General features: G+C 37.5%; 22 protein-coding genes, 4 tRNA genes and 1 riboswitch. Of the genes, 15 read left to right on the top strand and 11 right to left on the bottom strand.

Going from position 1 to position 24,043, the window contains the following annotated elements:
- Positions 1-11: 11 nt before the first annotated feature.
- A complete protein-coding gene (locus LZQ00_RS03580; protein WP_234511992.1) occupies positions 12-617 on the bottom strand; it encodes an RNA polymerase sigma-70 factor in 606 nt (201 codons plus the stop codon).
- A gap of 778 nt (positions 618-1,395) precedes the next feature.
- Positions 1,396-1,494, top strand: a riboswitch (TPP riboswitch).
- A gap of 64 nt (positions 1,495-1,558) precedes the next feature.
- Here LZQ00_RS03580 and thiS point away from each other — a divergent pair.
- The 10 genes from thiS to LZQ00_RS03530 all read left to right on the top strand — a co-directional run bounded on the left by thiS (position 1,559) and on the right by LZQ00_RS03530 (position 8,630).
- Positions 1,559-1,765, top strand: a complete 207-nt coding sequence (gene thiS, locus LZQ00_RS03575; protein WP_234511991.1) for a sulfur carrier protein ThiS — start codon at positions 1,559-1,561, stop codon at positions 1,763-1,765.
- Positions 1,766-1,792: 27 nt separating this feature from the next.
- Positions 1,793-3,607 carry a phosphomethylpyrimidine synthase ThiC gene (gene thiC / locus LZQ00_RS03570; protein WP_234511989.1) on the top strand — a complete coding sequence of 605 codons (1,815 nt, stop codon included), beginning with the start codon at positions 1,793-1,795 and terminating at the stop codon, positions 3,605-3,607.
- Positions 3,604-4,194 (top strand): thiamine phosphate synthase, encoded by a 591-nt coding sequence (locus LZQ00_RS03565; RefSeq protein WP_234511988.1) that lies wholly within the window; start codon positions 3,604-3,606, stop codon positions 4,192-4,194. The genes thiC and LZQ00_RS03565 overlap by 4 nt, the downstream gene beginning before the upstream one ends.
- Positions 4,167-4,913 carry a hydroxymethylpyrimidine/phosphomethylpyrimidine kinase gene (locus tag LZQ00_RS03560; RefSeq protein ID WP_234511986.1) on the top strand — a complete coding sequence of 249 codons (747 nt, stop codon included), beginning with the start codon at positions 4,167-4,169 and terminating at the stop codon, positions 4,911-4,913. The genes LZQ00_RS03565 and LZQ00_RS03560 overlap by 28 nt, the downstream gene beginning before the upstream one ends.
- Entirely contained in the window at positions 4,903-5,529 is a 627-nt protein-coding gene (locus LZQ00_RS03555; RefSeq protein ID WP_234511984.1) for a thiamine phosphate synthase, read from the top strand. Before LZQ00_RS03560 ends, LZQ00_RS03555 begins: the two co-directional genes overlap by 11 nt.
- Positions 5,517-6,287 (top strand): thiazole synthase, encoded by a 771-nt coding sequence (locus LZQ00_RS03550; RefSeq protein WP_234511982.1) that lies wholly within the window; start codon positions 5,517-5,519, stop codon positions 6,285-6,287. The genes LZQ00_RS03555 and LZQ00_RS03550 overlap by 13 nt, the downstream gene beginning before the upstream one ends.
- A 10-nt stretch (positions 6,288-6,297) precedes the next feature.
- Entirely contained in the window at positions 6,298-7,416 is a 1,119-nt protein-coding gene (thiH, locus tag LZQ00_RS03545; protein WP_234511980.1) for a 2-iminoacetate synthase ThiH, read from the top strand.
- Between the two features lie 12 nt (positions 7,417-7,428).
- Positions 7,429-8,139, top strand: a complete 711-nt coding sequence (locus tag LZQ00_RS03540; RefSeq protein ID WP_234511978.1) for a HesA/MoeB/ThiF family protein — start codon at positions 7,429-7,431, stop codon at positions 8,137-8,139.
- 317 nt (positions 8,140-8,456) lie between these two features.
- Positions 8,457-8,532, top strand: a tRNA-Gly gene (locus LZQ00_RS03535).
- 13 nt (positions 8,533-8,545) lie between these two features.
- Positions 8,546-8,630: transfer RNA gene (locus LZQ00_RS03530), tRNA-Leu, on the top strand.
- Positions 8,631-9,256: 626 nt separating this feature from the next.
- Here LZQ00_RS03530 and LZQ00_RS03525 read toward each other — a convergent pair.
- The gene (locus LZQ00_RS03525; protein ID WP_234511977.1) at positions 9,257-10,285 is read right to left on the bottom strand and encodes an IS3 family transposase; all 1,029 of its coding nucleotides are present in this window, start codon (positions 10,283-10,285) and stop codon (positions 9,257-9,259) included.
- On the bottom strand, positions 10,282-10,800 hold the full coding sequence (locus LZQ00_RS03520; protein WP_234509135.1) for a transposase: 519 nt from the start codon (positions 10,798-10,800) through the stop codon (positions 10,282-10,284). Before LZQ00_RS03520 ends, LZQ00_RS03525 begins: the two co-directional genes overlap by 4 nt.
- A gap of 395 nt (positions 10,801-11,195) precedes the next feature.
- Here LZQ00_RS03520 and LZQ00_RS03515 point away from each other — a divergent pair.
- The 4 genes from LZQ00_RS03515 to LZQ00_RS03500 all read left to right on the top strand — a co-directional run bounded on the left by LZQ00_RS03515 (position 11,196) and on the right by LZQ00_RS03500 (position 14,238).
- Positions 11,196-11,271, top strand: a tRNA-Gly gene (locus tag LZQ00_RS03515).
- A 13-nt stretch (positions 11,272-11,284) separates the two neighbouring features.
- Positions 11,285-11,369, top strand: a tRNA-Leu gene (locus LZQ00_RS03510).
- Positions 11,370-11,954: 585 nt separating this feature from the next.
- Positions 11,955-13,460 carry a hypothetical protein gene (locus LZQ00_RS03505; protein WP_234511976.1) on the top strand — a complete coding sequence of 502 codons (1,506 nt, stop codon included), beginning with the start codon at positions 11,955-11,957 and terminating at the stop codon, positions 13,458-13,460.
- Positions 13,461-13,476: 16 nt separating this feature from the next.
- Entirely contained in the window at positions 13,477-14,238 is a 762-nt protein-coding gene (locus tag LZQ00_RS03500; RefSeq protein WP_234511974.1) for a hypothetical protein, read from the top strand.
- A gap of 61 nt (positions 14,239-14,299) precedes the next feature.
- Here LZQ00_RS03500 and LZQ00_RS03495 read toward each other — a convergent pair whose 3' ends face one another.
- Complete coding sequence (locus LZQ00_RS03495; protein WP_234511972.1) at positions 14,300-14,566, bottom strand: hypothetical protein; 267 nt, start codon at positions 14,564-14,566, stop codon at positions 14,300-14,302.
- A 209-nt stretch (positions 14,567-14,775) separates the two neighbouring features.
- Here LZQ00_RS03495 and LZQ00_RS03490 point away from each other — a divergent pair, with 209 nt between their 5' ends.
- Positions 14,776-15,501, top strand: a complete 726-nt coding sequence (locus LZQ00_RS03490) for an acyl-[acyl-carrier-protein] thioesterase (RefSeq protein WP_234511970.1) — start codon at positions 14,776-14,778, stop codon at positions 15,499-15,501.
- Positions 15,502-15,538: 37 nt separating this feature from the next.
- Here the strand turns inward: LZQ00_RS03490 and LZQ00_RS03485 are convergent, their stop codons facing one another.
- From LZQ00_RS03485 to LZQ00_RS03455, 7 genes are all read right to left on the bottom strand, one after another.
- Positions 15,539-16,171, bottom strand: coding sequence for a gluconate 2-dehydrogenase subunit 3 family protein (locus tag LZQ00_RS03485; protein WP_234511969.1), 633 nt, complete (start codon positions 16,169-16,171; stop codon positions 15,539-15,541).
- A 19-nt stretch (positions 16,172-16,190) separates the two neighbouring features.
- A complete protein-coding gene (locus tag LZQ00_RS03480) occupies positions 16,191-17,618 on the bottom strand; it encodes a Gfo/Idh/MocA family protein (protein WP_234511967.1) in 1,428 nt (475 codons plus the stop codon).
- A 19-nt stretch (positions 17,619-17,637) separates the two neighbouring features.
- Positions 17,638-19,326: a GMC oxidoreductase gene (locus LZQ00_RS03475; RefSeq protein ID WP_234511965.1), complete on the bottom strand. Its 1,689-nt coding sequence runs from the start codon at positions 19,324-19,326 to the stop codon at positions 17,638-17,640.
- A 48-nt stretch (positions 19,327-19,374) separates the two neighbouring features.
- The gene (locus LZQ00_RS03470) at positions 19,375-20,622 is read right to left on the bottom strand and encodes a nucleoside permease (RefSeq protein ID WP_234511964.1); all 1,248 of its coding nucleotides are present in this window, start codon (positions 20,620-20,622) and stop codon (positions 19,375-19,377) included.
- Positions 20,623-20,715: 93 nt separating this feature from the next.
- Complete coding sequence (locus LZQ00_RS03465; protein WP_234511962.1) at positions 20,716-21,636, bottom strand: hydroxypyruvate isomerase family protein; 921 nt, start codon at positions 21,634-21,636, stop codon at positions 20,716-20,718.
- A gap of 16 nt (positions 21,637-21,652) precedes the next feature.
- A complete protein-coding gene (locus LZQ00_RS03460; protein ID WP_234511961.1) occupies positions 21,653-22,690 on the bottom strand; it encodes an FAD:protein FMN transferase in 1,038 nt (345 codons plus the stop codon).
- Positions 22,691-22,706: 16 nt separating this feature from the next.
- The gene (locus LZQ00_RS03455; RefSeq protein WP_234511959.1) at positions 22,707-24,020 is read right to left on the bottom strand and encodes a Gfo/Idh/MocA family oxidoreductase; all 1,314 of its coding nucleotides are present in this window, start codon (positions 24,018-24,020) and stop codon (positions 22,707-22,709) included.
- Positions 24,021-24,043: the final 23 nt, after the last annotated feature.

Below are 24,043 nucleotides of genomic sequence, written 5' to 3'. Positions count from 1 at the left end.
ACAAGGGGTTTCTAGAAAGACAAGAAGAAACGTCTGATGTTCATCTTGTTATTTTGATTTGATTCTTTTTTCATATAGGTTTCAATATAACCTGTGAGATATTTCATCGCTCTATACAGCTGATTTTCTACCGTTCGAACAGAAATATTTAAGAGTTCCGCAACTTCTTTTTGTTTTAGTCCTTCTTCTCTGATAAGCGTAAAAATTATTTTTCGCTGCGTTGGTAAGGTTTCAATAGCAGCATGAAGCAGACTCCATAATTCTTTATTTATTAATATTTGAGAAGGATCGGGAGAAGACAATTCCATTTCTTCATCCAAGACATCTAGCGGTAAAGATTTTTTCCGCAATTCATTCAAACACATATTTCGAAGCGTTTTATATAAATACATTTGCGGGTTTTTGATTTCTACTAACGTCTCCCTCTTCAGCCATATCTTGACAAATAAATCAGATACAACTTCTTCTACTAAGGCATCATTTTTCAAAAGTTGAAACGCAAAAGTCTTTAATCGAAAATAATATGATTTATAAAATGAGTTGAATGCTTCTTTATTCCCCTTGCTCATTCCGAGAAACCATTCCAATAAATGTATGGAGGATGTATTTGAAATCATATTAATTTTACTTTGTAAATTGCACTATAGCGTCTTCAATATGTTTATACTTTTTATTTGTAAGTGATATATTCATGAGAATTTCATCATAATAAACGATTCTTTAGTAGTAAGACACATAAATTGTAATTAGTACTCATCCTATAATCAATTATTTTTTCAAATTGGATATGTAAATCAGTACTAGCTAAATTTATATAAACTCCAGATTCATAGCAAAATAGAATCTTTTAAAAAATTAAATTCTTCGGGCGTATATTACCCCCTTAGTTCAAAAATAGTTTTTTTTGTTTTATGGGTTCTATATACTTGATCGTGAAGCAAAATAATAATAGTCTTATTTTAAATCTTAGAAAATCTATGAAATAAGAAATTAACAGGAACGATTACCTTTTCAACCACTAAAACCTAAAATGAGTGACTTTGATGTTACGCATTTTAGCTTATCAAAGTATCATGACAAAATAGAAGAAAATGTTTAAAAAGAACCATTCTTAATTTTAAATATTTTCCATATTATATAGTTATATCAACTTCATTGTTAATATAGCTATAAGAGGGGGTTTATAGGGGGTTTATAGGGGTTTAGTAGGGGTAAATCCCTACTAAACCCCTATAAACCCTAACTTACTACTATAGTATAACTTACTAAATTCCGAAGTTAGTATCCTACACTCACTCGTAAGTCTTATGATAAAAAATCCTTCTTCATACAACAGCATTTCAAAAAATAGTACACCTTAAGATTTGTATTTAAGTTTTTTTTCACCTACATTAGTACAAACTTTAGGGGTGTCTGCATCATGTGCAGGCTGAGATTTTACCCTTAGAACCTGATCCGGGTCATACTGGCGTAGGGAAAAGTAAGATGTCTTCATCGTGCTATTACGAGCACTTTTTGTAGCCATTCCTAAAGTTTTTTATTAAAAATTTTTATAGGAATGGAACTTACAATCAATCACCAATCACATTTTTACGATCAACTCCCCTCCTCTTTGGAAGGATTAATGCTATTGGAATTTCCAGAAAAAACCAAAGGCATTGCTGTCGCCGTCAATAATCAGGTTATTCCTAAAACAGCCTGGTCTAATACCACGTTGCAGCATCAAGATCATATTCTCATCATTTCAGCCACACAAGGCGGATAAATTCACTCATTACCTAAATATAATACTATGTTAGAACAGAACATCACCCAAAGCCCTTTTCCAAATTCGAAAAAAGTATATATCCAAGGACAACTCTTTCCGATACAGGTGGCCATGCGTGAAATTACGTTGAGTCCAACCAAATTGAGTAAAGGAGGGATTGAAATCAATCCACCTGTTACCATTTATGACACCTCCGGTCCTTATACCGATGAGCATGCCCAGATTGATATTCGGAAAGGCTTACCTCGAGTTCGTGAAAAATGGATACTGGAAAGAAATGATGTACAGGTATTATCGCAAATAAGTTCCGCATATGGGAAAGAGCGATTAGCAGATACCCAACTGGATGAACTGCGTTTCGAATATAGTCATAAACCAAAAAAAGCCAAAGAAGGTAAAAATGTAAGCCAATTGCATTATGCTAGAAAAGGAATCATCACCCCTGAAATGGAATATGTGGCTATTCGAGAAAATCAGCGTATAGAACAACTAGAGGCGGCAACAAAAGGTATGAATCAACAACATACAGGCGAAAGCTTTGGAGCTCGTACCCCAAAACAGCGCATCACTCCTGAATTTGTACGGGATGAAATTGCAGCAGGTAGAGCCATTATTCCCAATAACATCAATCATCCTGAAAGTGAACCGATGATCATCGGTCGTAACTTCCTGGTAAAGATCAATGCTAATATTGGCAATAGTGTTGTCACTTCGAGTATTGAAGAAGAAGTCGACAAGGCAGTATGGGCCTGTCGTTGGGGTGCAGATACGATTATGGATCTTTCCACAGGAAGAAATATCCACGAAACCCGCGAATGGATCATTCGCAATTCACCAGTACCGATTGGAACTGTTCCCATTTATCAAGCGTTAGAAAAAGTAAAAGGTGTAGCCGAAGATTTGACCTGGGAAATCTTTAAGGATACGTTGATTGAACAGGCAGAGCAAGGAGTTTCTTACTTTACGATTCATGCGGGTGTATTGTTGCGCTACATTCACTTGACGGCTCAACGTGTGACAGGAATTGTCTCTCGGGGAGGTTCTATCATGGCAAAATGGTGTTTGTTTCATCACAAAGAAAATTTCTTATATACGCATTTTGAGGAAATCTGTGCCATTATGAAGCAATATGATGTTGCCTTTTCTTTAGGTGATGGATTGCGCCCAGGTTCCATAGCAGATGCAAACGATGCCGCACAATTTGCAGAACTGGAGACTTTAGGGGAATTGACTAAAATCGCTTGGAAACATGATGTTCAGGTGATGATTGAAGGACCTGGTCACGTACCGATGCATATGATCAAAGAAAATATGGAGAAACAACTGGAAGTGTGTGATGAAGCTCCTTTTTACACCTTAGGTCCCCTGACAACAGATATCGCTCCTGGCTACGATCATATTACTTCTGCTATTGGTGCAGCCATGATTGGTTGGTATGGATGCGCTATGCTCTGTTACGTAACGCCCAAAGAGCACTTGGGTTTACCCAATCGGAAAGATGTCAAGGATGGTGTGATCACCTATAAATTAGCGGCACATGCAGCTGATTTAGCGAAGGGACATCCTGGTGCACAGTATCGGGATAATGCATTAAGCAAAGCTAGGTTTGAATTTCGTTGGGAAGATCAATTCAATCTTTCTTTAGATCCTGATACAGCAAGAGAATTTCATGATGAAACTCTACCTGCTGATGGAGCCAAGGTCGCTCATTTCTGTTCAATGTGCGGTCCAAAATTCTGTTCGATGAAAATCACACAAGAGATTCGAGATACAGCAGAACAAGGAATGATGGACATGTCTAAAGAATTTATAGAACAAGGGAAAGAGCTTTATTTATGATCATTATACTGACACCTGAACAAAACGTCCGAAATGAATTGACTCGGATACATCAACTTTTTCAGGCTGGATTGGAATTATTGCATATTCGAAAATATACCTACTCCGCATTAGAGATGTACGGTTATATTTCTGCAATAGACGAATCCTTTAGAAATCGTTTGGTCTTACATACGCATCATGAGCTTGCACAAAAAACAGCTGTCAACAGGTTGCATTTTAATGAACGTGATCGTGTAGCAGGCAAACAGAATAGCTATACGAAAGACTATATCCTGTCGACATCTGTACATAGTATGGACGATTTTAATGCATTGGATCAGCAATGGTCTTATGCCTTTCTGAGTCCCATGTTCACCAGTATTTCCAAACCTGGCTATGGACAGAACAATAGCGTACAAACGGATTTGCATCTTCGAAAGAATAATCAAGTACAATTAATTGGCCTTGGAGGTATTCGAGAAGATAATATCTCCTTATTACTGAACAATGGTGTTGATGGTGTTGCCTTATTAGGCACGATCTGGAAAAATCAACAACCCATAACAAATTTTAAAGCATGTCTACAGCAAGACCTTTCGTATTGAGTATAGCTGGGTTTGATCCCTCAGGTGGTGCAGGTGTATTGGCTGACATGAAAACCATGGAGCAGTTAAACATCCAAGGGATGTCCGTATTAACAGCCAATACCCTGCAATCCGCAGATAAATTATTCAACGTGGAATGGTTTCCCATTCAAGATGTATTGCATGCCATTGAAACACTTTTATTAACATATCCGATTCAAGTCATTAAAATCGGTATTGTACCTAACCCTTCTTTTCTAGTCAAAATTTTGAAGACTATACAACACCATCGGAAAGACGCATTCATCATTTGGGATCCTGTGATCAGGAGTAGTTCTGGATTTCAATTTTTTAAACTCGACCATTATGAAGGGTTTCCAGCAGGATTAAATCAGCTTCAACTGATCACACCCAATCAATTGGAATATGATTTTTTCCAAGAAAATGGCCTATTGGATACTATAGATACCCAGCAAGTAGCCATACTTCGAAAAGGAGGTCATCGGGAAGAAATGAAAGGTACAGATATACTCTATCACCAACAAGAGGAAATAGTTCTTCCACCAACCATTCCTCAAGCAGGAGACAAACATGGATCGGGTTGTGTATTGTCTTCCGCAATAGCTGCCTATATAGCAAGAGGTTATACACTTATTGAGGCCTGTCGATTGGGGAAAATTTATATCGAACAATTTTTAAACAGCAACCAAAGCTTATTAGGTCATCATCATGTACAGTAAATTACAATATATTTCACAAGGAAATAACGCGTTCGAGCAGGAAAAAAACATCTTATATGCACTCCAAGCAGGAGCTCGATGGATACAACTTCGTTGGAAAGAAGCTAATGATGATCAGCTTATGGATTTAGCCATTCGTGTGCAGAAACTGTGTATGCAGTATCAGGCAATATTCATTATCAATGATCACATCTATATTGCGAAAGTTATCGACGCCGATGGTGTTCACCTTGGATTGACCGATAGTACCATACTAGAAACTCGACAACTGTTAGGTGCTCATAAGATCATTGGAGGTACTGCCAATACGCTTGCTGATGTACAACAACGTATAGCAGAAAAATGTGATTATATCGGACTTGGTCCCTTGCGTTTTACGACGACAAAAGAAAATTTAAGTCCTGTTTTGGGTATCGAAGGTTATGCACATATCATTAACAGTCTCCAAAATCAGGACGTGCAACTACCTCCTATTTATGCCATCGGAGGAATTTTTTTGGAGGATATAACAGCATTACAAACAGTCGGTGTCTATGGGGTAGCACTTTCAACGCTCATTACCAAACAACCAAATCTTGTTCAAAAACTTAAAAACAAATTGCAATGTATATATTAAAAATAGCAGATCGTCAGTTCCATTCTAGGCTTTTCTTAGGAACTGGAAAGTTTGGTCAGCTCAGTCAAATGAAGCAAGCAATTCTCTCCTCAGGATCTGAATTGGTTACTATGGCTTTAAAGCGACTGGATCATGAATCATCATCTGATACTTTCCTAGAAGCATTACAAATACCCAATGTTAATCTCTTACCGAATACTTCAGGAGCTCGGAATGCAAGAGAGGCCATTTTGGCTGCACAGTTAGCACGAGAAGCATTAGAAACCAATTGGGTAAAATTAGAAATTCATCCAGATTCCCGTTACTTAATGCCCGATCCCATCGAAACTTTACAGGCAACAGAACAGCTGACCAAATTGGGTTTTATAGTTCTTCCCTATATACATGCTGATCCTGTTTTATGCAAAAGATTAGAAGAAGTAGGTACAGCAGCTGTGATGCCGCTAGCAGCACCTATTGGGAGTAACAAAGGCTTGCGTACGATCGACTTTTTAGAAATCATCCTAGAACAAAGTCAGGTTCCGGTTATTATTGATGCTGGAATTGGATCTCCTTCTGATGCCGCAAAAGCAATGGAAATGGGAGCTGATGCTGTTTTAGTCAATACCGCTATTGCTACCGCACAAGATCCAATACAAATGGCAGAAGCATTTAAAGAAGCCGTGATTGCTGGTAGAAAAGCTTTTGAAGCTGGCCTAAGTGCTCCCATACATAACGCATCCGCTTCAAGCCCATTAACTTCATTTTTAATCGATTAACAACAGAATTATGCACGCTTTTCAGGAAGTATTTGAACAATATAGCTGGCAGGAAATTAAGCAAAAAATATACAACACTACGCTCATCGATGTAAAACGTAGTCTCAGCAAAGAAAAAAGAAATCTGGATGATTTTATGATCCTACTTTCTCCTGCTGCTTCGCCATTATTGGAAGAGATGGCACAACAAGCACAACGGGTGACTCAAAAACGATTTGGGAAAACCATTCAACTTTATGCTCCGCTCTATCTCAGCAACGAGTGTCAAAATATCTGTACCTATTGTGGTTTTAGTATGGATAATAAAATCAAACGTAAGACACTCTCCAATACGGAACTGCTCATGGAAGCTATGGCGCTCAAATCGATGGGGCTCCATCATATCTTATTGGTCAGTGGAGAAGCAAATAAAACGGTTGACATCAATTATTTCAAAAATGCGATAACCTTATTAAAACCGCATTTCGCCCAACTATCCATGGAAGTGCAACCTTTACAATTGGAAGAATATCGTGTGCTACAGGAATTGGGTGTGAATACGGTCTTGGTCTATCAGGAAACCTATCATCAGGAAGTATATAAATCTTATCATCCAAAAGGTAAAAAATCAAACTTCGAATATCGTTTGGATACGCCAGATCGAATTGGAAAAGCTGGCATTCATAAAATTGGTTTAGGTGTGCTATTGGGCTTAGAAGATTGGCGGGTAGATAGTTTTTTCAATGCCTTGCATATTGACTATCTACAAAAACAGTATTGGCGAACAAAATATACGGTTTCTTTCCCTAGATTAAGACCTGCAGCAGGTGTTGCGGCTCCTAATTTTATCCTCGAAGATCGTGATTTATTGCAGTTAATCTGTGCATATCGTTTATGGAATGAGAACTTGGAGCTATCCATATCGACCCGAGAGCATGAGAAGTTCAGGGATCATATCATCCCCATTGGCGTGACCACCATGAGTGCTGCTTCTAAAACAAATCCTGGAGGGTATGTTGTTGATCCGCAATCGCTGGAACAATTTGAAATCAGTGACGAAAGAAGCATGGAAACCATTCGGAACAAAATTAGACAGGCAGGTTATGATCCGATTATGAAGGATTGGGAAATGAGTTATTCAGGGCAGTAATTAGAATCTCTTATGCAACAATATACCGCTTTTGATCGTTATAGTCGTCAAATTTTCATTAATGAGATCGGTGTTGAAGGCCAACAAAAAATTAGTACTGCCAAAGTATTGGTTGTCGGTGCAGGAGGATTAGGATCTCCCGTACTTCAGTATCTCGCAGCCGCTGGCGTAGGAACTTTAGGAATTATCGACTTTGATCAAGTAGAAATCCATAATTTGAATCGACAGGTGATCCATAATGAACACCGAATACAGCAGAAAAAAGTACACAGTGCTGCTCAATTTATCCAGGATCTGAATTCCTCCATCTGCATAAAATCCTATACCAAGAAAATCAATGTGGAGAATGTAGATGAAATTATTGGAGATTATGACATTGTTGTAGATGGCTCTGATAATTTTACCACACGTTATATCATCAACGATGCTTGTGTACGTTTACAGAAAGTATTGGTTTACGGTAGTATTTTAGCCTTTGAAGGGCAAGTAGCAGTATTCAATCATCAAGGAAGTAAACAGCTACGCGATTTGTTTCCAGAACCACCACATCCGGAAGATGTACCTAATTGTGATCAATATGGGGTATTGGGTCCTCTTCCGGGTATCATTGGTAGTATGATGGCGATGCAAGTCCTCAAAATTATTACGGGTCTTCCTGTCGATAGTAACAAGCTGACAATCGTAGATACCTATTATTGGAGGTTTAATACATTAAATTTTTAATAGGGTTTGAAGAACAGGAGACATAGTATCATACTAATGCTATATTTTTCAGGCATGTATAGATACTTTCAATAACTACTAACACGTACATTATTGATGACGTAACCAAAATAGGCTATACAAGCTGAATCTTGTTGGGTATATAACTCTTCTTCATTAGCTAATTAAAGTAGAAAAAGGAATGAATGATCTCAATCGACCATATATTCGAGATTGTATATCCTAAAATTATCTAGCTTCTTTTGAGGGAATTACAGTTTTACGGTGAAAAAACATTTTGAGGTATCTACAATCTACTTATATTTGTGTTATCAAAAGCGAAAATAGCTCAGCTGGTAGAGCACAACCTTGCCAAGGTTGGGGTCGCGAGTTCGAATCTCGTTTTTCGCTCCACAAAATACACCTTGCCTAGGTGGTGGAACTGGTAGACACGCAGGACTTAAAATCCTGTTTCCGTTAAGGAAGTGCGGGTTCGATTCCCGCCCTAGGTACAATAAAAGCTCCTCTTCTGATGAGCTTTTATTGTTTTTCGAAGCGTTATATTTTCCATTGTAACCGACTGGAACATCATTTATCCATTCCAATTATATTCTTCAACACTAATCTTCTTTTGGAAACACAATATGGAGCATCTGCGTTCGATTAATCCGCATGCGGATAATTGGATACAAATCTTATCAGCCAAACGGAAGAACAATTTTTATTTGTTTCTACCAGCCGGCTATACGCTATTGATTCAGTCCCTAAGCAGGGATGCTTCAGGGTATAAGCATACTAAAAGCGTTATTCAAGAAAACACGATATTTGAAACTGGTAAGGGTGTGGTAAGAGCGTACATAGTGCGTTATAGGTATACTTTTTATACTGTATGTACGCTTAGTCTACGCTTATACCCTGCTTAGGCACTACTTAGGCACTACTTTAGCTCTACTTATGAATAGTATGGAAGCTAAGGAATGTCTCGTCCTGAATTGGCTATACAGCATTTGATTGATTATCCTAGATTAGCTATACACCTTGTGCATACAATCCTATAATAACTATACACTATTTTCATAGTACTGAAATGGCTATACATTCGGATATTTCAGTAATGTAGTTAATTTTTCTCTGCTTTTTATGTTTGCTTCATTTCTTGTATTTTGAATTGGATTAAGCCTTCGGCGACTTCAGTTGATATAGCGGTCGAAGAGTCCCCTATATCAATTGAAGTGCTGTTTTTAGCATTTACACTTTCTTGTTTTTTACGTTCCCAGTTGACTTTTCTGTAGTTTTTCCAATTTTTGTTTAAGACCCCGGTTTTTAGATGTGCCTGGTTTGGGGTAAGTGATTCACAGCTGTCATGGGGCCTAAGGTTATTATAGATGTTGATGGCATGGTCTATTTTATCCCGTAATTGTATCATAGATCCCGTATTTCGCTCTATTTCAAACTCTGATTTAAGAATGCCGTTGATCCTTTCTGCAATGGCATTATCATAAGGACTTCCGTTCTGGGTCATACTAACGGCTACTTTTTGCGTTCTCAATATATCTATATAAGATTTACTGCAGTACTGTGACCCGCGGTCTGAATGATGGACCAGCGATAAATGGGGTGTTGTCCTTTTTAATACAGCCATCTCCAGGGCCCCGATGCAACCTGCTGCCGAGAGATCATTTTGCACCCGATGACCCATAATCTGATGAGAATAAGCATCCGTGATCAAACTCAGGTACACAAATGAGTTGTTCAGGGTCAGATAGGTAATATCACTCACCCAGACCTGTTCGGCACGGATGATTTCTATTTCCTGGATCAGGTTGTCATATTTGTGCATCCAGTGATTGGAATCTGTAGTAATGCTGCGCCTTCGGCGCCTTTTGACAAGCATCCCACGGCTGCAGAGCAGATCAAACAGATAGTCCCGTCCTATAGATATGCCATGTTTCAACAACGGGTCCTTTAGCAAAAAATGCAGTTTTCTGGTGCCCAGCTTTGGTAGGTCAGCCCTGATCTGACCTACTTCCCGTAGCACAACATCCTGAAGAAGAATATCACGTTCAAGGCGCCACAGATAATCATAATGGGCATGTCTGGTCTTGCCAAACAGTGAACATAGTGTTTTAACACTTACATCCGGTTCCTGTAACCGGAGCGTGATCACGGTTTGGCCCCAAACTTTTTTCTGATGTCCACATGGAATTCTTTACTTGCAATATCAAGCATTATTTCCAGTGACCTGATTTTCAGCTCCGCCAGCTTTAAAGCATCGGTGGCAATATTAGAGGATACAAATTCTCTCTCTGCTGAGGGGATCTCAGCAGGCAATAAATCTATCAGTTCCTGCTGCCTGAGTTTATAATGACGGATCCACATATTCACTGTATCACGATTCCTCGCATTATATTTCAGCATCGCCTCCTCTATACTGATATGGCCCGAAACGATCTCCCTGGCTATACCCTCCCGTTCGCAAAGGCTACGTAGTTTAATCTTATTCTGTTGATAAGAAATACTCCCATATTGTTTCAACCAGGTATGTATAGATTTATAACTTATTCCATGACGGCTACAGACTAAAGCTAAATTCCCTTCACGTTCAACCTCGGATACCACTTCCCGTTTAAAGGAGTCTAAATAATATCGCCCAAATTTCTTGTCCGCTTTTTCTATTGACATCTTCTAAAGTACTATTTAAGAATTAATAAGTCTGATGTATAGTTTTTTTAGGACGAGACAGAAAAATATAATAATTTGCAGTACTTGAAACCATTGATTTGGGACAATAACAGATATCGAGTTGAGAATTCCGAAATTTCTTTCCTTAGTTTTAAATGAATAAAAAAGTCTATTTCTAAAAATTATTGCTTCACAGCTACAATAGTTCTACCTATTTTACAAGCATAGATACATGCAACTAAAAAAAACAGTCTTTAATCCTTAAAAATAAAATCCAATATTTGAGGGTGTTACATGAAAACTTAAAAAAATCATAAAGCTAAATTTTGAATTTAGAAAAATCACCGTATATTTGCATCACCAAAACAGAAAACAACTCGTTGACTGTTGGAAATGCGAAAATAGCTCAGCTGGTAGAGCACAACCTTGCCAAGGTTGGGGTCGCGAGTTCGAATCTCGTTTTTCGCTCCACAAAATACACCTTGCCTAGGTGGTGGAACTGGTAGACACGCAGGACTTAAAATCCTGTTTCCGTTAAGGAAGTGCGGGTTCGATTCCCGCCCTAGGTACAAAATCCCTTTGATTATCTGATCAAGGGGATTTTGTTTTTTATACCCTCCAAATCTCATAAAGAGCCTCCGCTCCAAAAGGGGATCAACACCAAAAGTTGTGGATCTGTTTAAATTTTAGGCATACAAGCGAGTCAATCTAAACAGGAAAAAATATCCCTTTCTAGTTTAAGTGTTCGCTCTTTCAGCGGTCACTTAAACCCAATATAAAATCGAAGACTCTGTCTGGGAATAGAGCAGAACCAATGAAATTTAAAACTGAACAATGACAACAACATATGGATTTAAGGATAATAGTGTCCCGCATTTTATAACTTTTGCAGTTTCCAACGCTAACGTTTATGCCATAGTATTTCGGTCTGGAGACCAAGTTTTCAAAGAAGATTGAAGTGGCCCTTTGGAACACTTCAACCAGAGAAACAATCCACTACTTTTGTATAAGATCCGTCAAAAGCTACAACACTAATTTTGTCAAACTGAATGACAAAAGATGAATCATCTAAACTTCCTTAAAGATTCAGATAAAGAAATATTTACATGGTTCAAATTAGGTATTTTCCTATATTTAAATAAGTTTACATAAATATGAAAAGAAGTCAGCTGCTAACAGGCTTAACATTCATTGCAATGAGTATCATACTACATGCCTGCGCTCAGAATAAATCTACAAAAAACACGGATAAACAAAATCCACTTTTAAAAACAGGATTTATCATCGGGAATTACAAAATCGTTCCTGACGAGCAGGCCATTTATCGATTTGAAATGACTGGCGGTGTAGATTGGGATGGTTTTAAATACGAAAAGGATCCTAAAATTGATTTCAACAAGACAACGTTGTATATTATAGGAGATTTTATTTACCTAAAAGAGGATCTACCCTTTGGTAAAATGGATCTATCTCAACTCCGGATCATGCAACAAAAAGAAGGAGATATGCTATTGACTGATTCCAAAACAACTGCGCTACTGAGCAGGAGATACAAAGAGGATGCCTTTCCTCCTATTGCCATTGGAAGCTATTCGAAAGTGAATGACTATATCTATAAAAAAGGAAACCTGTATTATTTATTGACAAATCGCTATGCTCTTCAACAAGCGGATTTATCAACTGTCGATGTCGCAAATTTGAAACATATTGATGACAATTTCTTTTATGACAAAAACGCTTTATATTATTTTAACGAAGAGACAGAAAACGAACTAAAGCCGACCATCGTCGCCAAAAGCAATAACCAAAATCCTATTGTAGAAGAGCATGAACGTTATTTTTGCTTTGAAAATAACGTATTCGCGAAAACAGATAATTCTCGAATAGAAAAACTTGATCTGGATCGTACAAAAATTAAGGAACTTGTTATTAACGCTTATAATAACAGTTCGTTTGTTACGGATGGACATAATTATTATGAATTTAACTATGGTTATAGCAATCAAGAGAAGAATACTTTTGGTTATGGAAATCAGATCATCACAAAAGCCAAAACGTCCCTAAATCTATTAGCAACTAATTTTAAATTTCGTTATTTGGATACTGCTCAGAAGGAAGGATTGCTGGTCACGAAAGATATTGGAGAAACAGAATATATGACTCCTGAAGAAAATTTTATTGCACAGGTAGATGGTCAATATTTTCGATTTTTCCGTGGTCAGGATAAACCACAAGCCTTGGACAATATATGGATTTATAATGCCACAGCTAAGAAAAAAGAATTGTTAGACCTTGCCTCATTAAAAACATTTGATGTCGAAGAACTTATATGGTATAAAAATGTATTATACTATGCTGGTTATGTCGTAGATACAGAAAATTGGGACTTAACACATTTCAAAAGAATAGAAAAAACTAATTTTTATACCGATGGAAATCTTGTGATCTATCTGGGAGATATATCAGGTATCAGCATGATCAACAAAAAGGGAGAAGAAATGGTCGATTTCTCAGAAAATATCGTCCATGATATCCATTTTTCAAAAGATCTAAAAATCATCAATAAAGATGCACTGACAGATGACCATTCTATCATTTATAAAACGCAAGCCATAACATTTAATGACTTGAAAATGAAAGTAAAGGTTGTATTGCCTTAAGAAGATTGTGATCAACATGAAACATAACAACATTAACAAACAGCTGAAAAACTCTTTTAAATTAATAAGCCCTGTATTCAGTTTGCTTCTTCTTATTGGCTGTAACAATTCTTCTGTTTCCAAAAAGGAAGTAATTATTCAGAAAGATAGAGTCGTTCGTGATACGATAAAGTTGAATGGTATACAGAGGAAATACGAGCCAAATACCGTAGAACAAACTGCGGATACCATTGCAACGATTTCATTTCCAAATTTACAGGTGGCAATCAATAGATTGGTGGTGATGGAGCAATCTTCTCAACCAAATAAAGACCCCTCAGATTCTCTTATCCTTTCTGTAGATCTGGGAGAATCCATAGAAGGGCAACAAATCAGCTTATCCTCAGACAAATTTACAGACTTAAAAGTTGAGCAAAGCTACGAAACGAGTGTTACCATCATGAATGAAGGTCCTCACTGCGATTTGTTGGACTGGAAACATTATACATCAGCATGGAAGTTGTTAAGTAAGAATAATGATGGCCAATTTATTGGGGCGAGTTACGGAGACAAAGAAACACAGTATTTTCCAGAAGTTAGTACTGAAGAGTTAAAGAAAGCGATTCAACTGCACTGTGGTACAGACTGGCATGATTTGTTAGAAAATATCAAATCAATCCATGATTACCCATCTGCAGTTGGCATTAGTCGTTATTTTTTAAGAATTACAGGAAGGGATAAAAAAACTGGGCAAGAGATGCAAAAAATGATCATATTAGAAAATCCAATGGGTTGCTGATTGCTACATTTAAAACAGAAGAGAAAAAAGAAAAGTGCTGAGTTTTCAGCACTTTTCTTTTTTAATAATCTATTGCTAAGATTGACCTTAACGGGATCAATACACCACTTTTTATCTGAAGATATTTATCTGATAATGACCATACGGTCGTTTCTACTCTTTTAGGACCAGCTTCCGTCTGAAAGGCGATAGAGGTCTTCGATTTAAATTCATTTCCCAACCGCACAGCTCCTTTTAACTTCTCTAAAAACGTTTGACTTTGATCTTCATTCGCTGCTACTATTTTGAATGAAGCAATCTCTTCTTTTTCTATCAATTCTCCGATCATACTTTCTATTAATTTACAATTGACAATTACTTGATTAAATAAGGTATTTCATATATAACGTTACTAATTGCGATAACATATGTTTAACCTTAATTAAATGTAAGGAATACTTGATAAAATCGCAATACTATTTAGTTATTAACATTTATTTTACAAAACGATTATACTGACTTGATTATAATAACTAGTTTTGTTGAAATTTATCGTAAATGGGCAATTCAACATTCGAAAAAGATTGGGAAATCAATTTTACACAGTGCTATTCCAATGGCAGAATTAGATATTCAGATCTTTCTAATCTACTTCAACTGACAGCGGGGGAGCATGCTACACATGTAGGTTTTGGATTTAGAGAAATGGCCAAAAATAATCAAACTTGGGTATTAAGTAGAATCCGCCTAGAAATTAATCGCTTACCCAAATGGATGGATACTGTCACTATAAAAACGTGGATACAACAACTCGAGGGAGCAAAATCCATTCGTAACTTTGAAGTATTTGTCAATCAACAGCTGTATGTTACCGCAACGACTTACTGGGCAGTCATCAATACTGTTAAAAGAGGCCCTGAAGAACTGGCGATTCCATTGGGGGATTTCCAAACTTTTCCAGAGCGATTCAGTACGCAAAAACCCTTTTCCAAATTGAATCTTACACAGCATGTAAAACCTATCGATAGTTATACCGTCAAAATATCTGATTTAGATATTGTCAATCACGCTAACAATGTGAAATACTTGGATTGGTGTATGGATCGATTACCGATGGAGCTGGTATTGACCAATCAGATACAAGTGATTGAGATGAATTACTTGAAAGAGTTAAGATACAATAATACTGTTGAAATTAACGGCAATTCAACAGAGAAGGGATATTTTATGACTGTTGCCAAACAGCAACGCATTTCATTTGCTCTAGAAATAGAAACAAGATAAAAAAAAGAGTACTTCTTCTCGAAGTACTCTTTTTTTATTAAAGTGCAAAAGCTTTATCGCCTTTTTTGTATGGATAATTACCATCAAATTTACCAGGAATCTTCACATACCGCAATGCTTTTGTTAATCCCAACTCGGAATTAAAATAGCCTGTTAGTGTCAACTGCTTAAACAAAGTAAACCAGTGAGGTGCTTTCTCTTCTACATCCCTGTACAACTCATTTTGCTTTACTGCATTTTTTTCACGCTCAGCTTTCGTTTCTTCATCTTGTTTCTTGTTAAACTCATTGGCTTCTTTATCCAATAGATTAACAAAATTTGTACGCTCTTCAGCGGATAAATCCAAGAAATTTTTCTTCGTTAACTCTTGTGCTTTTTTATCTAAGTTATTGATACCATCCATGAAAACTGTCTGTTGTTCATCTGTATAGCAATCTCTAACCATTACTGGAATAAAACTACCTACACCAGCTTCTTTAGCACCAGGAGTAGATGTTTTAGGTAAAATAGCTTCTGCTAAGTCACCTAATAAATCGGTCGTCTTAGCTTCAAACAAGGATTCAATCTGTTTAGTAGCTGTACGAGAACAACCCTCAAGAAAAAGGCTTGAACCAATGACAACACCGCCCATCAACATGGCTACACGTTGAATTGCTTCTCTTCTATTCATAATCAATCTCTTTTAATACTTAAAATGTATAATTTAATTCCCAACCTGCACGATAATTACGTTTGACAAATTGATTTACTTCATCAAAGTTAGTCACACGCATATTCTCATTATCCCATAACAAACGTAAATTTCTTCCTGGATACTTATCGTTAACTCTTAAGTCAGATCCACGGATCGCTAAGTTGGCCATCAATAAAGCTTCTGTTAATGGACCTGCAATTTCAAAAGGAGAAGACATTTCCATATTACCGTAACCAGCAATACAACCCTCTACCCATTGTGCCCAGTGACCATCGGCTCCACCTTTAACACGCGCATATTTCTGTGCTGGATTTGTATAAGTTGCAGACGTAGGTAATAATCTTGGATTCGCAGCATACGTATCCGCTAAAATTTTACCTTTTGTACCAATAAATAAGATACCATTACCACCGTCACCAAATTTTTCATTCGGGCCAAGTTCTTCTGGTCTTGGTGGTTGAATGCCACCATCCATCCAATGTAGTTTCACATCGCCTGTTGTTTTTGCAGTTTTCGGGAATGTCATCACTGCATAACTTGAAGGGGGGCAACTTTCAGGGAAATATCCGCGTTTAAATTCGTCTACATAGACAGAACCCACTGTTGCTTGTACATCTTTCACATATTGAAGGCCATAGATACTAAACGGAGCTTCCATATTGTGACACCCCATATCTCCTAATGCACCCGTTCCATAATCCCACCATCCTCTCCAATTGAAAGGAAGTAACTTCTCTACATAATCTTTTTGAGGAGCAGTACCTTGCCAAAGATTCCAATCTAACTCTTTAGGTATCTCCGCTTTTTGCGTTGGCCATTGAATTCCTTGTGGCCAAACAGGTCGATCGGTCCAACAGTAGATTTCTTTCAAATCACCAATCATACCGGCATCAACCCACTCTCTCATTTGTCGAACACCATCTCCGGAAGAACCTTGGTTACCCATTTGCGTAACCACTTTATACTTCTTCGCAGCATGTGTCAACGCGCGAGCTTCCCATACATCATGAGCCAATGGTTTTTGAACGTACACATGTTTTTTCAATTGCATCGCTGCCAAGGCAACAATAGCATGTTGATGATCAGGTGTTGATACAGAAACTGCATCGATATGTTTATGCTCTTTATCGAGCATTTCACGATAGTCTTTATAAAATTTTGCTTTCGGGAACTTCTTTACAGAATCCGCTGCACGGCGTGTATCTACATCACATAAAAAAGCAATATTTGCTTTTCCACTTGCTGCAAAGTGAGCGACGTCAGATCCCCCCATTCCCCCTACTCCTACAGAAGCAACATTCAACATATCACTAGGAGCAACAAAACCGGGACCTCCTAAAACATGACGAGGTACAATGGCAACACCAGCACCAAATATGGCTGCTTTTTTTAGAAAGTCTCTTCTTGAATTTTTATTTTCCATAATTAAAAATAAATAATGATTATAGGTTACCTTTTTTCAATTCACTAACCGCAAAATCAACTGCTCTTGCTGTTAATGCCATATACGTTAAAGAAGGATTAACACATCCCGAAGATGTCATCGCTGCTCCATCCGTTACGAAGACATTTAAAGCATCCCAAACTTGGTTATTCCCATTCAATACAGATGTTTTTGGATCTCTACCCATACGAGCTGTACCCATTTCATGGATACCTTGACCAAAACCATATACATTGTCATATGTATACGCATCTTTTACGCCAATTTTCTCCAACATCTCTTTCATCTCGTTCTGCATATCGGCACGCATTTTCTTTTCATTATCTTTGATTTCAACATCCATAGATAAAACAGGAAGCCCCCATTTATCTTTTTTAGTTTTATCTAAACTAATTGTATTTTCATGATAAGGTAAGGTTTCTCCGAAGGCCGTAAATCCTATATTCCAATCGCCAGCTTCCGTAATCGCATCTTTCCAAGCACCACCTACACTCATCTCAGCAACCGCGCCAGACCAACGACCACGACCGGCACCTCCTTGATAACCAAAACCACGAACATAATCACGTTTTTTCTCGTCTCCGGCTACATTCACAAAACGTGGTACATATAGACCCGTTGGTCGACGTCCAAATACGTAGCTATCTAAATAACCTTCTACGTTTCCACCGGCACCACAACGGAAATGGTGATCCATCACATTATGACCTAATTGTCCACTGCTACTTCCAAGACCACCTTCCCAAACATCGGTAGCTGAATTCATCAATACCCAAGTTGAATTGAATGCAGAAGCATTTACGAAGATAACTTTAGCAAAAAATTCGTAAGTTTTATTCGTCTCTGCATCCATAATTTCTACCCCTTTAGCTTTCTTCGTATTCTTATCGTAAATGATCTTGGTTACGATAGAAAAAGGGCGCAAGGTTAAGTTACCTGTTGCAACAGCTGCAGGTAAAGTTGCTGACTGTGTACTGAAATAAGCTCCAAAGTTACATCCCAACCAACATTGGTTCTGATATTGACAATTGACGCGGTTATGGTGAGGAACCGTAATATTAGCTGTTCTTCCCATAATGAAATGGCGATTACCACCATATTCTTTTTTCAAACGTTCTGCTAGATCTTTTTCGACAATATTCATCGCCATTGCAGGCATAAAATCACCATCAGGTAATACATCTAAACCATCACGATTACCGCTGATACCCGCAAATTTCTCTGCATAACTATACCAAGGAGCGATATCTTTATATCGGATAGGCCAGTCTACACCGTGACCATCTTTCAAATTTGCTTCAAAGTCCAAGTCTCCCAGACGGTATGACTGTCTTCCCCACATCAAAGAACGACCACCTACGTGATATCCCCTATACCAATCGAAACGTTTTACTTCTGTATAAGGACTTTCTTGTTCATTCACCCAATAATCTAGGTTTTTTTCATTCAAAGGATAATCTCTGCTTAATACAGGACGCTCTTTGATCATTTCTTGCGTACGACCTCCTGCATGCGGAAAATCCCACGGATTTTTATTCGGCGAAGGATAATCTTTCACGTGTTCAATATTGCGACCACGCTCCAACATTAAGGTCTTTAAACCCTTTTCTGTTAATTCCTTTGCTGCCCATCCACCACTGATTCCTGAACCAATGACAATTGCATCATAAGTGTTATTTTCAGCCATTTTATTTATATTGTTTAGTTTAGTATTGTTTATTAAAATTCAAACTTATTAAGACTCTAATTTATTTTCTACCTTTTCATCTTTAAAGGCTACTAAGAAAATAATGAAAACAACAAAGGCGATTCCTGCAGGAATAATCCATGTTTGTTTCCAAAAATCTGCCACACTTGATTCTTTCAAGTATGCATATTTTTCTCCTATAAAACCAGCAACCCAGAATCCGATTAATTGACCTACTCCATAAGTCGCTAATGTGATCAAGCCTTGTGCAGCACTCTTGTATTTGACACCTGCTTTACTATCGGTATAAATCTGTCCTGAAACAAAGAAGAAATCATAACAGATACCGTGTAATGCGATACCAATTAACAGCATGAAAGAAAGGTCTCCTGCATTGCCATAAGCAAATAAAATATAACGCACTGCCCATGCTAGCATACCTACTAGAATCGTTTTCTTAAAACCAAATTTCGTAAAGAAAATAGGTAACGCTAATAAAAACAAGACCTCAGAAATCTGACCAATAGTCATTTTTCCAGTCGGGTTTTCCATCCCTATTTGATCTAAAAAGGCATTTGCGTTTTGATAGTAAAAAGCTAAAGGGATACAGATCAAAATTGAAGAAACAAAGAAAATTAAGAAGTTTCTATCTTTCAATAATTTGATTGCATCTAGACCAATAATGGATGCAAACGATGGTTTTTGATCCGATTCAATTTTAACTGGAGGAGTTTTAGGTAACGTAAATGAAAAAAGACCCAACACCAAAGAAGCGATTGCGCCCATTAAAAAGGTATTTTTCAAAGCGCCTCCAGTAGAAGAAGCTGCTGAATCCCATTTAAATAAATAACTAATAGAAAGACCAGCGATGATCCAACCTATAGTACCCCAGATACGGATATTGGAGAATTGTTTTTCCGGATTACTCAATTGTCTGAAAGAAACCGAGTTCACGAGAGACAATGTTGGCATATATAGTACCATATAAGCCAAAACGTATGGATAAAATGATGATATTGCTGTTGCATTATACATCTGATACATCAATACAGCACCAATAATATGCAGTACCCCTAATATACGTTCCGCATTAAAATAACGATCGGCAATCATCCCAATAATAAAGGGCGCTATAATCGCTCCCAAAGATTGGGTAGAAAAGACATTCGCTATTTCAAGCGGTTGTGCCTGTAAATTTTTAGTTAGGTAAGTACCCAATGTAACGAACCATGCGCCCCAGATAAAAAATTCCAGAAACATCATGAACGATAGTTTAAATCTAATTGATGTAGACATTATAAGTTTATGTTATTATTGTTTTTAAAAAGTGATTCTATAAATAATTGGTTTTACTAAGACAATTTAGCATAAAAAAAACAATTGTACAAGTTACACTAAGAAATTATCAACTTCTTTATAAGCGTTCAGCAAAGTTTCTTCACCAGCTTTTCCACTTTTTGAAACACCATGCTCCATTCCTAACACGCCCTTATATCCCTTATTATGAAGCCATTTGAACACATTCTTATAGTTAATCTCACCTGTAGTTGGTTCTTTTCTTCCTGGATTATCCCCTATTTGGATATACGCAATTTCATTCCAACATTCATTCATTTTATTAATAATGTTACCTTCATTCTTCTGCATATGATAAATATCGTATAGAATTTTACACGAAGGACTACCCACTCCCTTACAAATTTCGTAAGTCTGATCAGTGTGTCTCAAAAATAAATCAGGGGTATCACTTAAAGGTTCTAACACCATGGTTATTCCATGTGGTTCAAATATTTCGGCCCCTCTTTTCAATGCTTCTATCACATTCCCCGTTTGTACCCCAATCGACAACTCGCGTTGGTAGTCACCTGGAACCACCGTTGCCCATTTGGCATTCACACGTTTGGCGATTTCAACAGATTCTTTACATCCCTTTAGAAAAATATCGATATACTCCTGCTTTCCTGCTGCTAATGTATTGGCACCGTTACCCCCCTTCGGAACAACAAACACGCCCATTCGCATACTTAGTCTAGCCAGCGTTTCGCCAATTGCCTTTTGCTCGGCAACGCTACGTTCCGACAGTCCGTTGTCTTCAATACTTTTAAAGCCTAAATCGTGCATATATTTTATTTCATCAATAAAATTTTTACCTGCACTGGCGCTAAACATGCCCTGATGGGGTGCATAGTCTAAGTTAAATGATGGTACAGTCATATCTTTTTTTTGCTTTGATTGTTCTCCAAATGCGTTTAAACTAACAGCAGAACCAGCTGCAAGTAATGTATTTTTTAAAAATTCAGCTCTTTTCATAACGTTATTTTATTGGTTATTTTAAGAAAAAAGTAGAAAAACCTGTTGAAAATTTTTCTTCTATTTCCCCGTTTTCATTCTTAAATATAATATAAACTTCTAAATTCTTTCTTCTTTCTACAAAATTGATTACCTGATCGGGTGTCAATGCCATAAAATAATTATCCAAAGCATCTGCTTCCATAGCTGTTTTTGCATAAACCGTTACACTAATAATTGGACTCGCAAACATATACCCAGTCAATGGATTCACATGATGGGTAATCTTTTGGTTTCCACGCATCATAAACTTTTCAAAATTACCCGCAGTAGTCAATGCTCCTGATTTGATGCGAACCACTTCCGTTTTCAATTGTTGATCATGACGAGCAGAAGGCCTTTCAATACCTATTTTAAAAAAATCATCTTGTAAATTTTTCCCCTTTACTCGCATTTCTCCTCCCAGTTCCACAATATAATTTTTGATATGCTTGCTTTCGAGAAAATCTGCTAAGACATCAACCGAATACCCTTGAGCAATACCGTTGACATCGATGCTTACCATGGGTTTTGATTTTTGGAGGTAAGGAACTTTCCAGATCAGCTTATCCATTCCTACAGATCGTAAAGTCGTTGAAATCTCGTTTGAATCTGGAAAATGATTGACCTTTTTAGGACCAAATCCCCACAATTGAATAAGCGGAGCCACGGTGATGTCAAAAATGCCCTCTGTAATACGATTGTACTCAAACGATGCTTGGATGACCTTTTGAAAATGGGAATCGAGTTTTACTGTCCCTTCCCTAAGTTGATTAAACTGACTAATTGTTGATAACGGATTGTATATCGACATGGATTGATCAATGACTTGCAGTATACTATCAATCTCATTTTTTGAAATCGTTTCTTGTCGATCAAAATAGGTAATGTGATAAGAAGTACCTTGCGCAGGGCCTGTTAGTACTATTTTGTAGGGTGATTTTAAAGAATAAGAAGTTTGTTCAGCTCGTGCGGAGCCATTACCGCACAAGCTAAAAAAACTAATTAAAATGGATATCCATGATTTAAAATACATGAATGCATCCGTTATATTAAATGTATAAATTTGTATTCTGACCTGGTATTGCTACCGGGTAGAAACCATCTTCTTTTGGCAGCAGCTTCGGCAATGCATCCCATGCATAATTGGTCGGCATAATATCAATATTCGATTGCAGGGCAGCATCCCATTTGATTACTGTACCTGTATAACAAGCGATACGGCCAATGATACCGGTTAATGTACTATATGCGCCATATTCAGCATTATTAAATTTGTATTCACCTTTCGAAATGGCTTCAAACAATTCTTTATGCTCTTGTTGGTAAGGATTCGGATTCCCTTTCGGATCATGACGATAGATTTCATTGCCTTTTGCATCATAAAGAACAGCTTGTCCGCCTCCAGAAAGATACACCCTTCCTTTGGTTGCTTGAAACTGCTCATCCACACGGTTGGTCACTCCTTCGAAGTGTGCACATTGGCTATAAACCACCGAGTTATCCGCATAAGTAAGTTCTAATGCAAAATTATCATAGATTTCACCATATTCTTTGCCTGTACGATGGGCACGACTACCTGTTCCTTGAATGCGTACTGGATAAGCACCTTTCACCCAATTAGCAATATCAATATTATGCACATGTTGCTCTACAATATGATCACCACATAACCAGTTAAAATAATACCAATTACGCATCTGATACTCCATCTCCGTTTGTCCTGGTTTACGAGGTCTCACCCACACACCGCCACTATTCCAGTATACCTGTCCGGCCACAACATCACCAATAGCACCATCATGAATTCTTTTAATTGCCTCTCTATAGTTTGTTTGATATCTTCTCTGAAGACCAACAACAACGTTTAGTTTTTTCTTTTTAGCGATTTCAGCAGCAGCTAACACCTTCCGGATCCCCGGGATATCCACAGCAACTGGTTTCTCCATAAATATATGTTTACCTTGACGTACAGCTTCTTCAAAATGAATAGGGCGGAATCCTGGAGGAGTTGCCAAAATAACAACATCTGCTACTTTAATGGCTTCTTTGTAGGCATCAAAGCCAACAAATTTATGATTCTCCGAAACATCAATTTTATCTTGCCATTTATCCTTTAATGTTTTATAAGTACTCTCCAGATTATCTTTGAATGCATCAGCAAGTGCTACTATTTTGATATTGAATCCTGAGCTTAAGGCATCAAAAGTTGCTCCGGTACCACGACCTCCGCAACCAATCAATGCGACTTTAATCACATCACTTCCTGCGGCAAATGCTCCTGTTAAGGGCATTGCGCTCAAAACGGTTCCTCCAGCGATCGCTGCTGTCGTTTTTAAAAAATCACGACGTTCAAATTTTTCCATATTTTAGGTATTTTAGGTTATTA

The sequence above is a fragment of the Sphingobacterium sp. SRCM116780 genome (assembly GCF_021442025.1).
Lineage (GTDB): Bacteria > Bacteroidota > Bacteroidia > Sphingobacteriales > Sphingobacteriaceae > Sphingobacterium.
This window is presented reverse-complemented; position numbering and strand designations above follow the sequence as displayed.

Bases quoted from the DNA above. Each gene is read 5' to 3' on its own strand.
- LZQ00_RS03550 (WP_234511982.1), top strand. From the start codon at position 5,517: ATGTATATATTAAAAATAGCAGATCGTCAGTTCCATTCTAGGCTTTTC.
- LZQ00_RS03475 (WP_234511965.1), bottom strand. From the start codon at position 19,326: ATGGCTGAAAATAACACTTATGATGCAATTGTCATTGGTTCAGGAATC.
- thiH (WP_234511980.1), top strand. From the start codon at position 6,298: ATGCACGCTTTTCAGGAAGTATTTGAACAATATAGCTGGCAGGAAATT.
- LZQ00_RS03495 (WP_234511972.1), bottom strand. From the start codon at position 14,566: ATGATCGGAGAATTGATAGAAAAAGAAGAGATTGCTTCATTCAAAATA.
- LZQ00_RS03560 (WP_234511986.1), top strand. From the start codon at position 4,167: ATGTCTACAGCAAGACCTTTCGTATTGAGTATAGCTGGGTTTGATCCC.
- LZQ00_RS03565 (WP_234511988.1), top strand. From the start codon at position 3,604: ATGATCATTATACTGACACCTGAACAAAACGTCCGAAATGAATTGACT.
- LZQ00_RS03520 (WP_234509135.1), bottom strand. From the start codon at position 10,800: ATGTCAATAGAAAAAGCGGACAAGAAATTTGGGCGATATTATTTAGAC.
- LZQ00_RS03455 (WP_234511959.1), bottom strand. From the start codon at position 24,020: ATGGAAAAATTTGAACGTCGTGATTTTTTAAAAACGACAGCAGCGATC.
- LZQ00_RS03505 (WP_234511976.1), top strand. From the start codon at position 11,955: ATGAAAAGAAGTCAGCTGCTAACAGGCTTAACATTCATTGCAATGAGT.
- LZQ00_RS03465 (WP_234511962.1), bottom strand. From the start codon at position 21,636: ATGAAAAGAGCTGAATTTTTAAAAAATACATTACTTGCAGCTGGTTCT.
- LZQ00_RS03480 (WP_234511967.1), bottom strand. From the start codon at position 17,618: ATGGAAAATAAAAATTCAAGAAGAGACTTTCTAAAAAAAGCAGCCATA.
- LZQ00_RS03540 (WP_234511978.1), top strand. From the start codon at position 7,429: ATGCAACAATATACCGCTTTTGATCGTTATAGTCGTCAAATTTTCATT.
- LZQ00_RS03490 (WP_234511970.1), top strand. From the start codon at position 14,776: ATGGGCAATTCAACATTCGAAAAAGATTGGGAAATCAATTTTACACAG.
- LZQ00_RS03580 (WP_234511992.1), bottom strand. From the start codon at position 617: ATGATTTCAAATACATCCTCCATACATTTATTGGAATGGTTTCTCGGA.
- LZQ00_RS03460 (WP_234511961.1), bottom strand. From the start codon at position 22,690: ATGTATTTTAAATCATGGATATCCATTTTAATTAGTTTTTTTAGCTTG.
- LZQ00_RS03555 (WP_234511984.1), top strand. From the start codon at position 4,903: ATGTACAGTAAATTACAATATATTTCACAAGGAAATAACGCGTTCGAG.
- LZQ00_RS03500 (WP_234511974.1), top strand. From the start codon at position 13,477: ATGAAACATAACAACATTAACAAACAGCTGAAAAACTCTTTTAAATTA.
- thiC (WP_234511989.1), top strand. From the start codon at position 1,793: ATGTTAGAACAGAACATCACCCAAAGCCCTTTTCCAAATTCGAAAAAA.
- LZQ00_RS03470 (WP_234511964.1), bottom strand. From the start codon at position 20,622: ATGTCTACATCAATTAGATTTAAACTATCGTTCATGATGTTTCTGGAA.
- LZQ00_RS03485 (WP_234511969.1), bottom strand. From the start codon at position 16,171: ATGAATAGAAGAGAAGCAATTCAACGTGTAGCCATGTTGATGGGCGGT.
- thiS (WP_234511991.1), top strand. From the start codon at position 1,559: ATGGAACTTACAATCAATCACCAATCACATTTTTACGATCAACTCCCC.